Source organism: Exiguobacterium sp. s48 (genome assembly GCF_018617395.1).
Taxonomy (GTDB): Bacteria; Bacillota; Bacilli; order Exiguobacteriales; family Exiguobacteriaceae; genus Exiguobacterium.
The window spans coordinates 655,949-672,374 of record NZ_JACSKC010000001.1 but is presented as its reverse complement, the minus strand read 5'-3'; the positions used below and the strand labels follow the sequence as shown (position 1 = coordinate 672,374).

17 protein-coding genes are annotated in these 16,426 nt (G+C 45.5%); 3 read left to right on the top strand and 14 right to left on the bottom strand.

What is annotated here, in order from left to right; genetic code table 11:
• Nucleotides 1-149 precede the first annotated feature (149 nt).
• Nucleotides 150-944 (top strand): thymidylate synthase, encoded by a 795-nt coding sequence (locus KNO66_RS03470; RefSeq protein ID WP_214740460.1) that lies wholly within the window; start codon nt 150-152, stop codon nt 942-944.
• The gene (locus KNO66_RS03465; RefSeq protein WP_214740458.1) at nt 941-1,429 is read left to right on the top strand and encodes a dihydrofolate reductase; all 489 of its coding nucleotides are present in this window, start codon (nt 941-943) and stop codon (nt 1,427-1,429) included. The genes KNO66_RS03470 and KNO66_RS03465 overlap by 4 nt, the downstream gene beginning before the upstream one ends.
• A 10-nt stretch (nt 1,430-1,439) precedes the next feature.
• On the opposite strand, the gene KNO66_RS03460 is transcribed toward KNO66_RS03465, so the two are convergent.
• The 6 genes from KNO66_RS03460 to KNO66_RS03435 form a co-directional block, all read right to left on the bottom strand.
• Nucleotides 1,440-2,930 carry a GGDEF domain-containing protein gene (locus KNO66_RS03460; RefSeq protein ID WP_214740456.1) on the bottom strand — a complete coding sequence of 497 codons (1,491 nt, stop codon included), beginning with the start codon at nt 2,928-2,930 and terminating at the stop codon, nt 1,440-1,442.
• Between the two features lie 168 nt (nt 2,931-3,098).
• Entirely contained in the window at nt 3,099-4,499 is a 1,401-nt protein-coding gene (gene fumC, locus KNO66_RS03455) for a class II fumarate hydratase (protein WP_214740454.1), read from the bottom strand.
• A gap of 104 nt (nt 4,500-4,603) precedes the next feature.
• Complete coding sequence (locus KNO66_RS03450) at nt 4,604-4,996, bottom strand: reverse transcriptase-like protein (RefSeq protein ID WP_214740452.1); 393 nt, start codon at nt 4,994-4,996, stop codon at nt 4,604-4,606.
• Nucleotides 4,977-5,759: a 5'-3' exonuclease gene (locus KNO66_RS03445; RefSeq protein ID WP_214740450.1), complete on the bottom strand. Its 783-nt coding sequence runs from the start codon at nt 5,757-5,759 to the stop codon at nt 4,977-4,979. The genes KNO66_RS03450 and KNO66_RS03445 overlap by 20 nt, the downstream gene beginning before the upstream one ends.
• A complete protein-coding gene (locus tag KNO66_RS03440) occupies nt 5,740-6,690 on the bottom strand; it encodes a CobW family GTP-binding protein (protein WP_214740448.1) in 951 nt (316 codons plus the stop codon). The genes KNO66_RS03445 and KNO66_RS03440 overlap by 20 nt, the downstream gene beginning before the upstream one ends.
• Nucleotides 6,691-6,705: 15 nt before the next feature.
• Nucleotides 6,706-7,884 carry an HD domain-containing protein gene (locus KNO66_RS03435; RefSeq protein ID WP_214740446.1) on the bottom strand — a complete coding sequence of 393 codons (1,179 nt, stop codon included), beginning with the start codon at nt 7,882-7,884 and terminating at the stop codon, nt 6,706-6,708.
• Between the two features lie 155 nt (nt 7,885-8,039).
• Here KNO66_RS03435 and KNO66_RS03430 point away from each other — a divergent pair, with 155 nt between their 5' ends.
• The gene (locus tag KNO66_RS03430; RefSeq protein ID WP_214740444.1) at nt 8,040-8,552 is read left to right on the top strand and encodes a hypothetical protein; all 513 of its coding nucleotides are present in this window, start codon (nt 8,040-8,042) and stop codon (nt 8,550-8,552) included.
• A 37-nt stretch (nt 8,553-8,589) separates the two neighbouring features.
• Here the strand turns inward: KNO66_RS03430 and hfq are convergent, their stop codons facing one another.
• The 8 genes from hfq to KNO66_RS03390 all read right to left on the bottom strand — a co-directional run bounded on the left by hfq (nt 8,590) and on the right by KNO66_RS03390 (nt 16,379).
• Nucleotides 8,590-8,838: an RNA chaperone Hfq gene (hfq, locus tag KNO66_RS03425; protein ID WP_012726185.1), complete on the bottom strand. Its 249-nt coding sequence runs from the start codon at nt 8,836-8,838 to the stop codon at nt 8,590-8,592.
• Nucleotides 8,839-8,865: 27 nt separating this feature from the next.
• The gene (gene miaA, locus KNO66_RS03420) at nt 8,866-9,801 is read right to left on the bottom strand and encodes a tRNA (adenosine(37)-N6)-dimethylallyltransferase MiaA (protein WP_214740442.1); all 936 of its coding nucleotides are present in this window, start codon (nt 9,799-9,801) and stop codon (nt 8,866-8,868) included.
• A 269-nt stretch (nt 9,802-10,070) separates the two neighbouring features.
• A complete protein-coding gene (locus KNO66_RS03415) occupies nt 10,071-10,547 on the bottom strand; it encodes an SMI1/KNR4 family protein (RefSeq protein ID WP_251128050.1) in 477 nt (158 codons plus the stop codon).
• Nucleotides 10,548-11,106: 559 nt separating this feature from the next.
• Complete coding sequence (locus KNO66_RS03410) at nt 11,107-11,703, bottom strand: AmiS/UreI family transporter (protein WP_251128049.1); 597 nt, start codon at nt 11,701-11,703, stop codon at nt 11,107-11,109.
• Between the two features lie 104 nt (nt 11,704-11,807).
• Entirely contained in the window at nt 11,808-12,668 is an 861-nt protein-coding gene (locus KNO66_RS03405) for a PPK2 family polyphosphate kinase (RefSeq protein WP_214740436.1), read from the bottom strand.
• Nucleotides 12,669-12,763: 95 nt separating this feature from the next.
• A complete protein-coding gene (locus KNO66_RS03400; RefSeq protein ID WP_214740434.1) occupies nt 12,764-14,293 on the bottom strand; it encodes a M4 family metallopeptidase in 1,530 nt (509 codons plus the stop codon).
• 174 nt (nt 14,294-14,467) lie between these two features.
• Nucleotides 14,468-15,466, bottom strand: coding sequence for an ABC transporter permease (locus KNO66_RS03395; protein WP_251128048.1), 999 nt, complete (start codon nt 15,464-15,466; stop codon nt 14,468-14,470).
• The gene (locus KNO66_RS03390) at nt 15,459-16,379 is read right to left on the bottom strand and encodes an ABC transporter ATP-binding protein (protein ID WP_214740432.1); all 921 of its coding nucleotides are present in this window, start codon (nt 16,377-16,379) and stop codon (nt 15,459-15,461) included. Before KNO66_RS03390 ends, KNO66_RS03395 begins: the two co-directional genes overlap by 8 nt.
• Nucleotides 16,380-16,426 lie beyond the last annotated feature (47 nt).

Sequence of the window (16,426 nt, the reverse complement as noted above, 5' to 3'; positions counted from 1 at the left end):
ATACCCGAAAGCGACAGTCGCGAAAACGAAGAATGACAATTGTTTTTCCAGGATATTGATTAAGGATGATTCTCACCACTATATCTTGTGTTTCCTCCCTACAATTGATACCTTTAGTGGTAGAAGAATGAGAAGGAGGCACATCACCTATGAAGCAATATCATGACTTATGTCGACACATCCTAGACCAAGGTGTCGTAAAGGAAGACCGGACTGGAACCGGGACAACGAGTGTATTTGGTTACCAAATGCGTTTCAATCTGCAAGAAGGGTTCCCCCTGATCACAACGAAAAAATTACATACTCGTTCCATCATTCACGAACTATTATGGTTCATCTCAGGAGAGACGAACGTTCGATACCTCCAAGAAAACGGGGTCCGCATTTGGAATGAATGGGCAGACGAGGAAGGTAATCTTGGTCCGGTATACGGTTCACAGTGGCGTTCTTTCCCACGCCCGGACGGTTCTTCTGTCGATCAGTTGGCTCAAGTGATTGAACAAATCAAGACGAATCCAGATTCGAGACGATTGATCGTGTCGGCATGGAACCCAGGACAGCTTGACGAGATGGCCCTCCCGCCATGTCATCTATTGTTCCAATTCTATGTCGCCGACGGGAAACTCTCGTGTCAATTGTATCAACGAAGCGCAGATACGTTTTTAGGAGTACCGTTCAATATCGCTTCATATGCATTACTCACACACATGGTGGCGCACGTGACCGGACTTGAAGTCGGCGACTTTGTGCATACCCTTGGTGACGCACATATCTACCACAATCACCTTGAGCAAGTAGAACTTCAGTTGTCGCGTGAACCACGTCCGTTGCCACAACTCAACATCGTTCGAGACGTCCCTTCAATCGAATCTTTCCGTTTTGAAGACTTTGAAATTCTAGGCTATGACCCGCATCCGCACATTAAAGGAGAAGTGAGCGTATGATTTCACACGTCGTCGCATATGGACTAGGTCGCGAAATCGGAAAAGATAATGATTTATTATGGCGCTTGCCAGATGACTTGAAACATTTCAAGGTCATCACGTCTGGCGGAACGGTCGTGATGGGAAGAAAGACGTTTGAGTCCATCGGTAAAGCGTTGCCGAACCGACGCAATATCGTCGTCACATCTGATGCTTCCTTTTCAGCCGATGAAGTCGAGGTGTGGCATGATTTAGACAGTCTCGTTGAAATGAGTCAACAGGAAGAATGGTTTGTCATCGGTGGCGCCACGTTATATGAACAGACGATGCCGATGACGAGCCGAATCTATGCAACGGAAGTCGCCGCATCGTTCGTGGCCGATACGTATTATCCCGAACGAACCGGGAAATGGACGGTTACGAATACAACCGACCACCCGCAAGACGAAACACACGCATATGCCTTTTCATTCAAACAATACGACAAAACAGACATCGAATCATGATGTCTGTTTTTTAGTCTGGCAATTTTTCCAGCCACTGTTCAATTTTTTTCGTGATGACTTCGTCCTGTCCTCCGTCCGCATAATCGTCATAGATCGCTTCGAGTTCAGACGCCGTTCGTTTCGATACAGCAAGAATGTGGCTGTATTTGCCTCGTTGCTCTTTCACAGCAGACAACGTCCCTCTCGCTTCTTGTGCTCGTGCATCGTCCAAAACGAACATCTCGATATTGTCATTACAAGAATACGCTTCATAAGGACGGTATACGACTTCATAGCGACGGTGCTCTTTCGGCAGTCGATCAGCGAGCGATGTATAGGTATTGGCAGACATCGTCACATAGGCGATCCGCTTCTCCTCACGAACAGCAGACGTGTATCGAACGACACGATTTCGTCCATCTCGTTTCGCTTTATATAGCGCCTCATCCGCATAGGCACACCATTCACCAAGTGTATAGCCTGTCTGACAGACACGTGTGTATCCAATCGACACCGTCACCTGGTGCTCGTATGGAAACTCTATCTCTTCAATGCGTGTTCGAACTCGCTCGAGCACCGATTCGACGATGGCACGGTCTGAGACGTTTAAGAGGATTAAAAATTCTTCGCCACCGTATCGGATGAGCTCATCACTTGAACGAATGGCATGTCGGATTTCTTCAGACACACGATGAAGTACGTCATCCCCATACGAGTGACCGAACGTATCGTTCAATTGTTTGAAGTGATCGATATCAAGCAGTGCGACAGCAAAACTCTCACCAGACCGCTCCAATCTCGAAATGAACCGAGAAAAGGTCGCCTTTAAATACTTACGGTTGAAAGCACCCGTTAATTCATCCACGAGTAACGCTTTTGATACGAGGCGAGATTTTTCAATATGTAGCCCAAGACGCACCAATCGTTCCTCCATCGGCACCCACGATTCCCAATAATCGTCGAACCCGTAAGAATACGCAGCAAGTCGATAATGTTCGTTCGTTCCGATAACAATCAGAGGCACATAAAGCTTTCTCATCTTGCTTACGAACGATTGGATATCTCGTTCTTTGAATTGTGGCCATAATTCCACGTCCATAATAATGGCTTTCGGCACATCTTCATAATCGTATTCGACGGCTTCTTCAAGGGTCTGCAAAAATACCGGTCGTGCCCCGAGCTTCTCAACGCGAGACTTGTAACGACTAAATGTGGAAAAGCTTGCGGATAAGATGAGGACGAGATCTTCATCCTCTTGTTCAATCCCCAAGACAGTATGGATATAACGTTTCACAGGAGAGATCAAGGTCAAAGCTTCCGCTTGTGTGAGGACGCTTGGCAACTCCTTCGCGTCAGACTCGACACGACTAAAGATTTCTAACAAATGCATCAACCGTCGCTGCCGAACTTCCTTCTTCATCCAATCGAGTAGAAACTCGATATCGCTTTTTGGAATTTGTCTCGACTCCGATATCTTTTTCAAAATCATATGTATACGCTCAGTGAGTTGACCTTGCTCCATCTTCGTCCCCCCTATGTTCGTACTCCCCGAATTCTCTTATGTTTCGATTATGCGACTTCTCAAGATAAAATACAACTATTTCCTTATTTATTTTCTATTGTTTTACATATCACTAGGACCTACGTCCTAAAAAAGACATACTAAAAGCGGTCTTGCGACCGCTTTGTGTTATTTTTTCACTTTTAAGTTCGGTGACGTCATCTCTTCAGGGCGAATCCATTGATCAAATTGTTCTTCCGTTAATAAACCAGTTTCCAATGCCGCTTCTTTTAAAGAAGTGCCATTTTTATGTGCCGTTTTAGCAATTTTCGCCGCATTCTCGTATCCGATATGCGGGTTAAGTGCCGTGACAAGCATGAGTGACTGTTCCACGTTACGTGAGATCACTTCATGGTTCGGCTCGATTCCGACAGCACAATGATCATTGAATGAATGTAAGCTGTCCGTCAATAGACGACAAGTCTGAAGGAAATTATACATGATGACCGGTTTGAAGACATTCAATTCAAAGTTCCCTTGACTCGCCCCGAAACCGATTGTCGCATCATTTCCAAGTACTTGTGCGGCAACCATCGTAAGCGCCTCACTTTGGGTCGGGTTGACTTTACCCGGCATGATTGAACTTCCTGGTTCATTCTCCGGAATGGTGATTTCTCCGATTCCTGCACGTGGTCCAGAAGCCAACCAACGCACATCGTTCGCAATCTTCATCGCGTCCATCGCTAGTGCTTTTAACGCACCATGCGTGAAGACGAGTTGATCGTGACTCGTGAGGGCGTGGAACTTGTTGACGGCTGTCACAAACGATTTACCCGTCTCTTCTGAGATTTTCTTCGCTACGGCTTCGCCGAACTCAGGGTGTGCGTTGATTCCTGTTCCGACGGCCGTTCCTCCAAGAGCAAGCTCTGTGAGCGGTTCAATCGTGCGCTCAATCATCTGTTTTGACAATTCAAGCATCCGGACCCATCCACTAATTTCTTGACCGAGTGTGACCGGCGTCGCATCTTGAAGGTGCGTCCGACCAATTTTAACGATATCCATATACGCTTCCGATTTTTGTGAAAGCGTTCCGTACAGCGAGTCGATTGCTGGAAGGACATCATCTTGTACGGAAAGGATGGCTGCGATGTGCATCGCCGTTGGATACGTATCGTTCGAGCTTTGTGATTTATTGACGTCATCATTCGGGTGAATCGTGATTGACGCACCGCGTGCCTGTAACTTCTCATTCGCAAGATGTGCGATGACTTCGTTGACGTTCATGTTTGACTGCGTGCCCGACCCTGTTTGCCAGACGACAAGCGGGAACTCCGCATCATGTTGCCCTGCTAAAATCTCATCTGCCACCTCTGCGATGATTGCGGCTTTCTCTTCTTCGAGTACACCGAGTTCAGCGTTCGCTAAAGCTGCACCTTTTTTCAAAATGGCGAATGCGTATACGATTTCAAGCGGCATCTTCTCCGCTCCAATTTTAAAGTTTTCGAGACTACGTTGCGTTTGTGCTCCCCATTTCGCTGTCGCTGGAACTTTGATTTCCCCCATTGTGTCCCGTTCAATCCGATAATCCATTGTATGATTCCCCCTCTATAGTTGACTACGCTTTCATTTTAGCGAAAAACCATCTAAAAAGAAATGACTCCGTCAAAAAAGCGACCAAGAATGATCTCGGTCGCTTAATTCGTACTATTCAATGCGTCACGTGCAATCACGTCTGCCCGATTCTCCGCTCGTGGGATCCATTTCAAGAACACGGTTGGCAATTCATCATAGGCAATCAGCGCTTTCAGAAACATTGGTTTCGCTGAAGCATCTTTCATGAAACGTTGCTCTAGTGCGCGAACAATCACTTCGGCGTCGGAATACAACATGAATGAGGTTTCGCCTTCCAATACATGCGCTTGCTCCAGCGCATAAGCACATGCAGCCAATTCCGCATGAACGCTCGTCAATCCTTGCATTCGACGTTTAAACGTCGATACGGTACCGTCGGACGACTTGATCCACACGCCGATTCCGTTCTCTCCAGACGTCTGATTGGTGGCCGCGTCAAAATAGATGTGAACCAAATCGGTACGCCTCCCAATCCGTGTTGACAGGTGCATGGATATCAATCTGTGACAGTCGTTTCGACAAGAGGGCGATCTCTTCATTCCCGTCCAGTTTTTTGGCATATTTTTGATGGGACGCTTCGAGTGTTTCATTTTGAACATGCACATAAAGCGTCTCAATCGTATCGTAATGCTGAATCAAAATCGTCGCCGTCTTCGGACCGATGCCACGTACCCCTGGAATGTTATCCGAAGAGTCTCCCTGCAATGCCTTCACGTCGACAAACTGATATGGTTTCACGCCATACATCAATTCAAAAGAAGCTTCATTGACGAGCTGCTCCTCACCTTTTTTCGGCATGATTTGAAACACGTTCGGAGACAATAACTGAAGTAAATCGCGGTCCGAGGAATAGAGATATGATTCGCCCGGGAACGCTGTCGCGACGGCACCCATCAAATCATCGGCCTCATATCCCGTCAACTCGGATTGTAAGATTCCTCGTTCATCTAAAGCAGCTCTCAATTTCAAATAGTCTTCGAAAAGCGGTTCCGGGAGTCCATTACGCGTTGCTTTATATTCAGGATATATCGCATAACGGTGGGTAGACTCTCGTGTCCCGTCCCAAAAGAAAGCGATATGGGAAAAGTCTGTCATCCAAGAATCGACTTTCCGGAGTAATCCTTTCACAGTCACTTCCGGATCTTGTGCCCGTCTTCGCTCCGTCGCAAAATAATAACGGGATAACAAATTAAATCCGTCAACTAGAATAAGCTTCATCTTGCTCCACCTCACATGCTTTTAATCCCCGTGCTAGTGCCTCTTGGTCTAATTCCTTCCCAATCCAAACAAACACGGAACGGTCCCCTTCATGCACCTCATTTGCAAATGTCGCGCCCATCAACTGATTCGTCGCTTGAATGACAAACTTGCGCTCCTCATCCTGTAAGCGGACAATCGCCTTCATCCGATACATCTCATCCTCGTAGTGCATCAAGACTTCACGAACGTAACGGGTCACGCGCTCCCGAGACAACGGACGCTCGGCACTCAACGTGATGGCACGAAGGGAGGAGACCGATTCACTCGTCTCTGTCAGTTGACTCAATTTCTGTTCATCGACACGTGACAATTGGAACGTATTCTCGAGGAGTTCGTAATCGCCTTCTGTTTGAATCGTCTCCACAATCCTTACCGTCGGATTGAGTTGTTCGATTCGGCGGCGTGCTTGATCGAGTTCATCCGACGACACTAAATCGGTTTTATTTAACAAGATGAGATCGGCATAAGCGATTTGATGAATGCCTTCTTTGAACAGTTCACGGTCCATTTGACTGGCATCCACAACCGTCAAGATGGCGTTCATTTTAAAGTGTTGTCGCAAATATTCATCATAATAAATCGTCTGAATGATTGGTGCGGGATCGGCGACACCGGTCGTCTCGATGATGACTCGGTCGAATGTTTCTTGTTTTGCCGCGAGTTGATAGAACGTCTTACTCAAATCATTTTGGATGGAACAGCAAATACATCCGTTCGAGAGCTCAATCTGCTCTTGGTCCATCTTGACGATCAATTGTTCATCGATATTAATCGCGCCGAGCTCGTTGACGATCAGACAAATCTTTTCATCCGTCGCCGCGAGTAAACGGTTCATATACGTCGTCTTGCCTGCTCCTAAAAACCCTGTCACTAATTGTACGGGAATCATGATATCACCCTTTTCTTACAAATCTTCGTGCGCGCGAGCCCATTTCTCATAACGCGCATCTAATAAATCGATCAAGTGAAGCATCCATGCCTCCGTCGTCATCGGGAGGACACTCGATCCCCATTCTCGTTTTCCATGATGTGATAAAATCATGTGCCAGATACGATGATGAACATCTAGCGGTAATTGAATCGACTTCTGGCGTAACGCTTCTTCAAACAATAGCCCACCATATGGCATATGCCCGATCAATTTCCCAATCGGGTTGATGGAGATGCCAGTCGTTTCACTTGTGCCCTGTACGGGAGATAACTTCTCAAAACGATTCGGACTAGATAACAGATGACTGTATTCATATATTTTCCCGATGTCATGGAAAAGGATTCCAAGTGCAAGTTCATCCCAATTCAGTGGCTCTTTCTGTTCGGCCATCGCTTCACAGGCGGCATACAGTGATTCAAACGTTCCTTTAAATGCCTGTTCGATTTTAACACCGTTCATCGTATTCCAAAGGTCGACTTTGTGCAACTGCTCCGCTTCTTTGATTACACGGAACACCATCGCCAAATAGTCATCTTGCTCTTGAATCCTGTAGCCGAGACGAAGCATGCATACGGTATGCTTTAATAGACCTCCCGCATAGTTGTGATGATGGTAAAGTGCCGCGGGCGACAAAACGAAATCATCCCAGACCAGTTCAAGTAGTCCAACCGCAACCTGTTGAGCTGCCGGTGACAACGTATCAAGTATACTGAACAATTCATCCGCAAACTGTTCCATCGTCTCATCCCCTGGTAAACCTGGTAATAATGAGATCGCTTCATCTTTCGAGATGGGGTGGACGCGATCAATCGTAATCGATTTGGCGCCATCCGGTTTTGGATAGACGTCGATTTTCCCGGACAATTCGATGACACCCGACTCATAGATCGGAAGTAGCTCATCTTCATTACCACGGAGCCAATGTTTGGCACGCATCATCCCGTTCGCCGTCGTGACACTTAATTGTAGCCACTTCGCACCGCTCTTCCCTTCTTTCAACTCGACAGTGCTGACGAGTGCCTTCGTTTGAACAGATGCCCCGTCCGGTAACTGGTCTAAACGGTCCGTTGATTTTTCGATTCGTGGTATTTGAAATCGATCATAGTCCGTCGTCGAACCGATGACCGGATCAATTTGTTGATAATAGTTCATAATCATTCCCTCCTCGCATCTTCTGACATTGTATCGTGTTTCCGACCATTAGGCGAACATACTTTCTAGTAGGGTCTCGATTTTCCAATCATTATATTGAAAGCGCTTACGATTATTGATACGATAAAGATAGTTCGATAAAGGGGGAAACGATAATGATTTCATTAATCGACACGTATGAGCGTTTCATCGCCTCGGGGGAAGCGACACGTTATGCACAAGAGCAACAATCCATTGAACATATTTTAAAAGCATCAACTTGTCCGGTGGGCATGCAAGACTTAGAACAGTCACTCACGCATCTTTCCGGTAATCCATATGCAAAAGATTCATCACTCGACAAAGTCGTCGAACATGAGATGAAAGGGGCCATGGCGGCACTTGAACTTTCAGGTTACCCACTTCAGACACCGCTAGCAAAGGCGGTCGTTTTATCTAGTTTCGCTCGAACGAACCGACTCAATATTGATAAGTTGAAAGAACTGAGTCATGCCGACCTTCTCGTCCGAATCCAATCGGCAGAACGTGCTTGGAAACGAACATATACATTGTTACACCGTTCGACACCGACTCAGATTTGTGGTCAAATGGATTCACTCCTCGGGGGATGTGCCATTCAGCGCGTCCTTGAGGCAATTAAGCAACCTGGAACGACAAAAACGGCATAAGAAAAGGAGCGGTCCCCGGGCCGCTCCTTTCTTATACTCATCCTTCTGTTACTTCGACTGCGTCTGGCTCATATAGCGTCACGTTACGTGCCGGTGAGAATGTAGAAATCGCATGTTTGTAGATCAACTGTTGACGACCTTCCGACTCGACGATGACGGTAAAGTTATCAAATGATTTGATGACACCTCGAATTTGAAACCCACTCACCAAAAATACGGTCGTTGGCACCATTTCTTTTCGAAGTTGATTCAAAAAATGGTCTTGGATGTTGTAGCTCGCTTTCATGCTGGATTCCCCCTAGTCTTTATCTCTTTAAAATAATCGGAATTTTCGAAAAAACCCCTCTACCTCATCATAAATATTTTTATATGATAGTTCAAATGATTTTCGACCCATATCCACCCAAATTCCATCAAATTGATGACGGAACCAAGTTAATTGCCGTTTCGCGAACTGCCTTGTATGCTGTTTGAGCAACTCTGTCGCTTTCTCTTTCGATATGTTTCCGTCGATGTATGGAATCATTTCCTTATAGCCGATGGCTCGCATCGCCTGTGTATCCCGATATCCGTGTGCCAAAAGTCGTTCGACTTCTTCGACAAGTCCTGCTTCCATCATCGCATCGACGCGCTGATTGATTCGGTCGTATAATATCTCACGATCCGCGTGAAGGACGAACAATCGATAATCATAATGTTCGGATGGCGCACTGTCCGTCGTCTGGGTATCACCTTGCATCGCTACTTCGAGCGCCCGCACGACGCGACGCACGTTATTCGGGTGAATCGTAGCCGCACGCTCTGGGTCAAGTTGAATCAATCGTTGGTGTAGCGCCTCACGCCCTTCCACTTCCGCCATCCGTTCAAGATCAGCCCGCAACGCTTCATCGACAGGTCGCTCCACAAATTCATAGTCATATAAGATAGAGCGAATATATAAACCCGTCCCACCGACGATAATCGGTAACTTGCCACGGGAATAAATATCATCGATGGCGGCACGCGCCAATTGTTGAAACATCGCAACGCTCATGGCATCATCCGGGTCACAAATATCGATCAGATGATGCGGGATCCCTTCAGCCTCTTCTTTCGTCACTTTTGCTGAACCGATGTCCATGCCACGATACACTTGAACCGAATCACCCGAGACAATCTCGCCGTCGAACGCTTTCGCTAGTTCGATGCCCGTCTTCGTTTTGCCAACGGCGGTCGGACCGACGATGACGACGACAGGTGTTTTTTTCATACATCTCACTCCTCAATTAAAAACCCGTCTCCTCATGAGACGGGTCATCAAATTCTTCTTTTTATTTTATCATCAAACACGATGGCAAACAGCATCCAACCACATAAAAGTAATCCGAGTAACAACACGAGACCATCACTCATCTGCTTTCGCCTCCTTTAGCTATCACATTCCCACTTTTCACATTTTAGACACAAAATAAATGAGAAAAAAGCACACTTGTGAAGCGTGTGCCAACTAAGATGTATGAGCAACCTACTAATTAAACCTTATCTTCTGAACCAATCCCAAAAATGGGCACCTTGCGCGACAATTAAGTAGTCGAGCCAACGTGTATAATCCATGGGAAGTTTTTCAATGTCATCTTCATAAGTCAAAAATTCTCCGACCCATATGTAATTTTCATGTTCGTTGACGACCTCGCAAACAATCCATTCCCCATCTCTCCCGGCTCCGACGGGGATGAATGGTTCAGGACACTCCCATATTTCCCGATACTCGATCATTTCATCCACACTAAAAAGTCGAATCCCTCCACCGTATGACGGGTGAACAAATAATTCTGCTCCGTTATGTAAACTTAAAAATTCAATCAATTCGTATGGTGAATGATGCGGTAATCTAGCTAAGTCATTTTCGGTCGCAGGTGCTTGAAACGAAAACAATTCTGTTGCGACATATCCATCTTCCCGCTGCACTTCTAATCGATAATGAATCAATCTTTCTTTCAATGTATTCAACGCCATCAATAGATTCACACCCGTCATTTTTATTTAAGATGAATTTGATTCATTGACGTTCATTACTTTTCTCAAATTTTATTATATACTACCTTTAAAAGTAAAATATGAAAATGGAGGTATTATTTACATATGAGAAATAGGATATTTTATACTTTTTTCATTTTCATTTCTATCATTGGCGTCTCTTTCATGATTTATGTGTCATTCGAAAAAATAATGAGAGAAGATTACTTGATAGCCACTCTTGAGAGAAATTCACAAATTGAAAGTGAAGATTACGAGATTACTTCATCTTCATTAACAAAATTCGGTTATATATATGAATTACAATTCTCTGATGAACCTCATTTAAAGTATGCGTTCTATGTAAAAGATTCTAAGGATGATAAGTATGATCTGCTGTATTACTCGTATGGAGTGGATGGGGACTTCAATAGAGATGCAAAGAGAGATCAATTATTCAGTCAAACTATTAATGATTTTGAATAGACGTTTCATGCATAATCTAAAAAATGAGATAACCAAGTGCGAAATAATCTCACTAAGTTACCTCATTTTTTTCTTATATAACTCCCACTGCTTGTTTCGTACGTTTGACAGAAACGATAAAGTACAGGATTGCCGTACCGCTCGCTGCCCACCAGATCATGTCATACCACCCGTTCATCAGTCCAGCCATCCCAACCATCGCCGGGACAATCAACGTCAACCACGACAATACGAGAGCGACACGTGCTGTGATGGCCTCGTTCGGTCTCCCGAGTCCCATTCCAAAAAAGAACAGTCCCCATAAAAGTGACCAGAAGAACCATGTTAATGCACCCATCGGATCAGCTACAGCGATTGCCATCACCCCGTAAAAAGCGGCTGCAATCGACACGAATAGCGAGAACCAGCCGACGCCCCGGCCGTCTAAGTTCAAAATAAACGTCACACCGACATACAAATATGTGAACGCAAACAGATAGATGCTCGCAAAACCGAACTGCTCTTCAGGACTTGCCCCAATCAATAACCATGTGGCGATAAACGTTTGTAAAAGTCCAGTAAACAAACTAAAAAATCCTGCACTCTTCATATCAACCTTCCCGAGAAGGACGAGACTATTTAAAAATAGCGCGACGCCACCAAATAATAAACTTACGTTACCCACACTCATTACCCCTTTGTACAGATGTCTGACCTCTAATCTACTGTATCACTTTATCTTGAATTCGCTTTCAGTGCAAGGGGATTTTTGATTGTTCACGAGAACGTCATCCACTATTCATTTTCAAGCGTTTGAATCGCCTCATCGATGCGTTCTTGCTCTTCATTCGTAAAAGTCGGATATTGCGGATTGATTCGCTCGAGGACATCAATCATGACAGAAGAAATAACATATCGACTATACCACTCATCATCTGCCGGCAACACATACCATGGTGATACGTCCGTGGAAGTGTGCGACAACATCTCGGCAAAGATTTCTTGATATTCTTGCCAATGCTGTCGCTCTTCGACATCACTAAAGGAGAATTCCCAATTCTTCTTTGGGTCTTTCAGTCGTTCGAGCAAACGATCGCGTTGCTTATCTTTTGAAACATTGAAAAAGAATTTGATGACTTCGAATCCGTTTTCTTGTAAATAGCGTTCATAATCGTTGATTTGACGATAGCGCATCTGCCAGACCTCTTCCTGGTCCATTTCCTCTGGAAGTACTTCGTCCCCCAACAAATCATGGACACGAGGCGCAATGACTTCCTCGTAATGGGATCGGTTCAAAATTCCGACCTGACCTCTTTCCGGTAACAAGTCGTGCATTCGCCACAGATAGTCGTGCTTCTTCTCTGTATCTGAAGGTTTTTGAAACGCATTCGTCTTTAGTCCTTGGGCGTTCAAATTTGAAAAGATATAGCTGATCGCTTCGTCTTTCCCACCCGCATCAAGCGCCTGCAAGACGACGATAATCCCTGTCTTACTCTCGGCATACAATCGCCAATGCAGCTCTTTCAATCGCTCCACACTGTTCGGGATGAGTTCATTCGTCAAGGTGTCATCCCCCGGTTTGTCTGGAACAGACGTCTGAAAATCATCTAATTGAATCTTGCTGTTCGGTGACACAATAAAATCCTTCGTGTTCATACTCGTTCTCCTTTTCGCTCGACGTTCAACCTTGATTTACCCAAAAACTGCATAAGAAAATCCCTTCCGGAAATACCGGAAGAGATGTTGAGAACTTAGTAGATTCCGACAGCGTCAAATGATTTCGCAGCCGATACCGCTTGTGCGCTTGTTGAACCGTAAAGATCTTTCGCCGATTGAACGACTGCTTGACGAAGACTAGAGAAATTCGAAGTTGGCGTCAAGTAAACATTGAGTGCACGGTAGTAGATATCGCCCATTTCCATGACTCCGACACCTTGTACAGATACACCATAGTGTGTTCCGCCATTACCTAAGAGGTATGCCGCTTTGTTAACGATACCTGAGTTGATGTGAACCCCACCGTTATCTTGCGTCCCTGTGTAACGTTTTGAGTAGTGGTCAGGGTCACCGTATGCAGCCGGATTCGACATCGAACGAAGACCGTCTCCTGCTACACCAGGTGTGTAGATGTCTTCCCCTACCAACCAGTCGAAGTTTGTTCCAACATTGTATTCAGCAACCGTACCTAAGATATCCGATACCGCTTCGTTGATCGCTCCCGACTCGTTCTGATAGATCAATCCTGCTGTATATTCTGTCACGGCATGTGTCAATTCGTGAGCGACAACATCGAGTGCTCCTGAGAGGTATGTGAATGTCGAACCGTCGCCATCACCATACACCATCTTGCTTCCATCCCAGAATGCGTTGTTGTAGCTACGGCTGTAGTGAACAGATGAATTCAAAGCAGCTCCTGCGTTGTCATAACTGTTACGTCCGAAGTTGTTTTTGTAGAAGTCATACGTTTTTGCAGCGTTAACGTGTGCTGAAACTGCCGCACGGTCATACGTTGTATTCAAGACGTTATCCACATCAGCCCAAAGTGAGCCAGGGAGTGAAGTACGGTTTCTTGCATCGTACGTATAGATTCCCTTACCTCGCGTTGAATCTTGAAGGTAATAGTAAGAACCACTCTTCGTAGTTTTGAACGTCTGACTGTAACCAAGTACATCGATTCCTGTACCTGTGTACGTAGTACCCGTCACGCCGTTCGTCGGTCTCGCGTGAGCTAGTTGATCAAACTTGTTGAGTACTTCTCCCGTTCCTGCATTAATGAAGTAAGTCCAACGTGATGGTTTTTCAGCATCTAAAATGGTTCCCGTCACTTGATATGCATAGACCGACTTGTCACCTTGTGGATAGACAATCAATTCCGCTTCCGGTTCAAGCTCGTAAGCCCCTTTATGTCCGACAAGCGCTTTATAACTCGCGATGGCTTTCTTCTCGCTTAGCTTGATCGATTTATGTAGGTTCTTCACCGATTTCGCATCATCTACGACAGTTTTTAATTGACCTGCTTCATCAACGACACCGACGACCACACCACCGAATACCGGTACGCCATCAACTGTTTGTTGGAGTTTAACCACTTTCCCGACTTTGTCTGACTTCGACTCAATCGTTTTGAACTCACCTTTTGACTTCACGTACTCTTTAACGATTGTTGTCGGTGCACTTTCTGATGGTTTCGTCAGAGTGCCTGACTTCAATTCTGCCGCCCCTACCAATTGTGGTACGAGTAAAACGCCTGCGATTAATGATGTTGATACAACTTTTTTCATGTGTTTCCCTCCTTTGTGATGATTCTTACTTTACACAGTATCCCACAAACCGTGTATCCAACTTTTTAATTATTTTGACAATTCATAATATTGAGTATTTAGAACCATAATTTTTAAAAAATCCTATATATTCTACAAAAAAATCGTGCTCCTTCAGGAAAGGAGCACGATCTGTTAATAGACATCTTTTTGAGTAAAGTGATAAAACGCATACGCCAAGGCGGCGATGGACCATAAAAGAATGACAAGGAGCGAAAACGGCAACGTCATTCCCTCGATGGGAGGTGCCTGTCCTTCCAAATAGGTATGAAGACCGAAATTGACGTTGACCAGGTATTTCGAGCTATCCCAATTTGAGCCGAGCGATGTCAAAAGTGGCCCAGAGATTAGGACGGCCATCATGATCCCGATACCAGTCGCCGTATTCTTCACCAAAACGGAAATCATGAGCGAGATCGTACCGACTGCGGCAACGACGAGCCATGATAGCCCCATCGACATAAGCAGATACTTCCACATCGGAAGAGTATGCACGAAATCTGTGGAGAATGTTCCTGTCGCGGATGCTTGGAAACCTGTCAAAATCGGGGCTGTCCAACCATCCCACCCAAGCACGATACCGGATATGGCGTAACTAACGACGGCGGTCACAAATATTAAGATCGATGTATAGAGGAGCGTCGTCAACCATTTGGCGAGCAAAATTTTATATCGTCGGACCGGTCGTGATAACAACGTCTTGATCGTCCCGTCATTATGTTCTCCGCTCACGATATCTGCCATCAATACAATGATAAAGAGCGGTAAGACAAGCGTTGTCCCTTGTGAGAAGAAGACGCGCATGAACGTCGGGGCACCCGGATAATTCGGGTTGATGTCATTATCCAGATAATATTGATTCTGCTGAACTCGGAACTCTAGGATTTGTCGAAACTCATCCTGAACATTCGCAGATGCGAGTCGGTTTTGTGTATCAATGATTTCTTGTTGAAGATCCACGCGCCAATCAATCGTCCCTTGCTCTTCACGTTGCTTTTCGATTTGCCGATAATTCGCGTATGTGAACATCGACACGAGGACAATCAGGATGATGGACACGACCATCAATCGACGTTTCCGATGAATCTTGAGCACTTCATTTCGAATGAGTCCGAGCATTGAAGGGTTAGGCAATGTGATCACCGCCTGTCAATGTGATGAAGAGATCCTCTAACGTTTGGACACGGCGCTCAAGTCCAAACACCTCGACGTCTCTTTCCATTAAATAGCGATTCAACTTCGCCGTCTCTTCAACGTTCATGGAAATACGAATCGTTCGTTCATCCACCACGTCCGCTTGGTCGATTCCTTCATATCCTTGCACAATCGGCAATACTTCGAAGCTATTCGTCACATGTAAGTCGACCGTTGACGCGAGTTCTTCGATTAAGGCATGGACCGTTCCTACTTTGACAATCTTGCCTCGCGACATGATGGCGACTCGGTCTGCTAACAGCTCAATCTCGGCCAGGATGTGACTCGACACGAGAACACTCAGTCCCGTTTCTTCTACGAGACGACGGATGAAAAGTCGTAAATCCCGAATCCCCATCGGATCGAGCCCGTTCGTCGGCTCATCTAAGATAAGGACACGCGGATTGTTTAATAACGCTTGGGCAATACCGAGTCGCTGGCGCATCCCGAGGGAGTATGTCTTCACTTTATCATCAATTCGAGCGGTCAAATCGACGAGGTCGATGACTTCCTGGATTCGCTTATCATCAACACCCGGTAGCATCCTTGCGAACGCTTCTAAGTTCTCACGTCCGGATAAAAATTTATACAGTTCTGGATTTTCGACGATGGCTCCGATTTGATTCATCGCTTGGACAAATTGTTTGTCGACACGATATCCACAAATCGATACATTTCCTTTCGTCGGTTTGATCAAACCAACAATCATTCGAATCGTTGTCGTCTTCCCGGCACCGTTCGGTCCTAAAAAACCGAATACCTCGCCTGGATAGACGTCTAACGAAATATTATCGATAATCGTCTTTTTACCAATCACTTTTGTCAGTTCATGTAGCTTTAACGTCGGTTCCATTGTCTCACCTCTTTCTTTATTCTATCGGACAAAAGTGAATCTGTCCT